The organism is Methylobacterium sp. J-070 (assembly GCF_022829385.1).
Taxonomy (GTDB): Bacteria; Pseudomonadota; Alphaproteobacteria; order Rhizobiales; family Beijerinckiaceae; genus Methylobacterium.
Window position 1 is genome coordinate 1 of sequence record NZ_JAKSXX010000007.1, and the last position, 2675, is coordinate 2675.

Consider the following 2675-nt stretch of genomic DNA (forward strand, 5'->3'; position numbering starts at 1 on the left):
CCTGGACCAGAACCTGTGCCTTGTCCGGCTCCTTGATGCCGATCTGCTGCATCATCCCCACCATCGGCCCGGCCATGGCGCTGAGCGTCGCGGTGCGGTCGCCCTGCATCTGCGCGACTGTCTCACGAGCGACCTTCACCAGAGCTGGGTCCGGAGCGGTCGTAGGAGCAGGCTTCTGAGCTGATTGGGCTAACACGGCGCAGGGTAGCGTAGCCCCGAGACACAGGCCGACGAAAACGGTCGAGAAGCGCATGAAGCGATCCGCTTGGTTATGATGGCGCGATCCGGCTTCGTCGCCGACCGTTGGCTTTAGCAGCATACGGCGACATCGATCATTGTCGACCGCTGGGATGCCAACGTTGACTTAACCGTGCCGCCCGTCCGGCATGCCATGTCCGGTTGGTGCGCGCTCTGTGCGAGTCTCCGGCAAGCGCATCCCACTCGGTTGGCCGCTCACTCGCCGTTCACTTCGTGCTCCAAGCCGAGGGCTGGGTCACGCCGCCGATCTCGATCAGTCCCGTCCCGAATACGAGCGCTCCCACTCCGACGACAGCCACCACCGCAAACAACCAGAACCACTGCATCGAGGGTTCCTCCTAGTCATTAAGCGTTCCCAGGCGTGTTGTGTCCCCAGCGTGAGGAGATATCTTCGCTAAGGATGTGCCGAAGTCGCGCAGATCGACACGGTTGCCCTCGGCCAGCGTCTCGGCGTCGCACTCGAAGATCTGTGGGTTTTACGTCGTGACGCAGACGACAAGCTCAGATCGGAACATGAGGGCGAGGTGATAAGCCCCCAACATCGAGACGGAAGAGGTCACCTCGGCTTTAGGCAGCGGGATGCAACTCCTCGCGGCGGGCGAGCAATTCCGCGAGACGGCGTTGATTGGCGTCAATGCTCACAATCTCGGCGACCCGCTTCTCAAGCGGCATGTTCAGGCCCCCAAGATCGCGCCACGAGCGGCGGATGCCCGCCTGCGCCTTGGTGATCGCCCGCTCAAGTCGCGCAAGCTCTATCATCGTAGCACCTCGCTCAACGTTGACTTAGCCGTGCCGCCCGGTCGACATGGACCGTTACGGCTGCACCCGCCTTGGCGGTAGACTTAGCACTTGGCCACGAAAATCGCTGCCGGAGGGCAGCTGGCGACCTCGACCCAGCAGACCAAATGAGAATGCTCGCGGGTGGTGGCGTAGGCCGAGCTATGCGGTGAGGGACTGCGCCCGGACGGTATGATGGACCGGGAAACCTTGCTCAGCACGAAACGGTTTCGGCTGCGCGTCCGTTGAGGGCGCCATGGCGAGCATTGCAATCCTGATCGACACGCCTCAGGGCGCACGGCTCCTCGCAGCGTCCTCGGCGCGCGAGGCTGCGCTGAAGGCTGAGTCCGTCATCGCGACCATCGCGCAGACCGCTCTCCCAGTGACGGTCGTGGTCGAATGCGCCAATCCCGATATGGCCGATCGGCTGATGAACTATCTGGCTGACGTGCAGATGGAACGCCTGTTGGCCGAGGCTGCCTGAGGCTGCCCAGGACACGCGTCAAACCCGGCTGGGTCTGTTAGAGAAGCGCTCTCGCCCCTTGGCGCATCCGAGGTGTTCGCGATGCCAGACGACGCGACAATGGGCGAGCGTGCGGTGACAAGTGCGGGATGAGCCAGTTCCTCAACCCGAACTCGTGACGCCTCGGCCGGGTGGCCGCGCGAGAGTCGGCGCAGCAGGGAACAGGAACCGCACGCGCCGGCTCATGGCCTCAGTACGGTTTCAGCCAGAGCCCTGGCTGGCCTCTGCCTTAGAGACAGGCGAGTCCCATGGAACCTGACGACCAGATCGCAGATGAGGAGATCCGCGCGCGGGCCCACGACATCTGGGACCGACATCATCAGCCTGAAGGTTACGATCTGCAATTCTGGCTCATGGCCGAGCGCGAGCTTAGGGCTGAGCGACGAGCGTCACAGGAAGGAAAACAGGTTGAGGCTCCTGATGGCGGCCGCCATTGACGGTGTCGCTCTCTAGGCATGTATTTGCGGTGCCGGGACGACGTCCGTCTAATAGGGGTTCGGCCACTCACGGGCGCGGGATCATGAGCCAAGGCATCGTTCCGCTTCGCAGGAGAGGTCAGGAGCAAGCCGCGCTAAATCGCGTCGAAGTCGCTGCGGTGAAGCTGCTCGTCAGCGGCCAAGCGACGAGCCTGCAGGCGGCACGGGCCGAGGTGATCCTCGCGGATCTGCGAGCGCAGCGGGACCAGATGACCGCGGTGCTCGCTGATATGCGTAACCGGGAACCGATCGGCGACCCTCGGCTCGATGAGGCCAATGCCAACCTCATCACCGCGATCAACTCCGGCCTCATACAGGTCGGCCTGTTCATCGCGCGCGCGCAGGCCTTCCTGGCGGAGACAGCTAAGCCGGTACCGAACCTACCCGAGTCACCCCGATAGCTACTGACAGATGCTTAGTGCCGATAGCGCTCGGCCAGCGCCATGAGCGATTGCGACAAATCCGTGAGGTTGGCTGAGGCGGTCTCGACCTGCCGGGTGCCGGCGGCGGTCTGCTGGCTGGCCTGGCGGATGTTCTGCAGGGCGCCCATCACCTGCTCGATGCCGAGCTGCTGCTGGTTGGTCGAGGCCACGATCTGCTGGAACGTCTGGACGTTCTCCTCGACCCGCGCGGTGATCTCC

The 2675-nt window shown here is 63.7% G+C and carries 4 protein-coding genes and 1 pseudogene; 3 read left to right on the forward strand and 2 right to left on the reverse strand.

Annotated elements, in window-relative coordinates:
* Positions 1-825 precede the first annotated feature (825 nt).
* Positions 826-1017, reverse strand: a complete 192-nt coding sequence (locus MKL01_RS00050) for a hypothetical protein (protein WP_243903206.1) — start codon at positions 1015-1017, stop codon at positions 826-828.
* Positions 1018-1291: 274 nt separating this feature from the next.
* Between MKL01_RS00050 and MKL01_RS00055 the strand changes: the two genes are divergently transcribed.
* The 3 genes from MKL01_RS00055 (at position 1292) to MKL01_RS00065 (ending at position 2435) form a co-directional block, all read left to right on the forward strand.
* The gene (locus MKL01_RS00055) at positions 1292-1519 is read left to right on the forward strand and encodes a hypothetical protein (RefSeq protein WP_243903207.1); all 228 of its coding nucleotides are present in this window, start codon (positions 1292-1294) and stop codon (positions 1517-1519) included.
* Between the two features lie 287 nt (positions 1520-1806).
* On the forward strand, positions 1807-1995 hold the full coding sequence (locus MKL01_RS00060) for a DUF2934 domain-containing protein (RefSeq protein ID WP_243903208.1): 189 nt from the start codon (positions 1807-1809) through the stop codon (positions 1993-1995).
* 83 nt (positions 1996-2078) lie between these two features.
* Positions 2079-2435: a hypothetical protein gene (locus tag MKL01_RS00065; protein WP_243903209.1), complete on the forward strand. Its 357-nt coding sequence runs from the start codon at positions 2079-2081 to the stop codon at positions 2433-2435.
* A 14-nt stretch (positions 2436-2449) separates the two neighbouring features.
* Here MKL01_RS00065 and MKL01_RS00070 read toward each other — a convergent pair.
* A pseudogene (locus MKL01_RS00070) lies at positions 2450-2675 on the reverse strand (hypothetical protein); the annotation flags it as partial.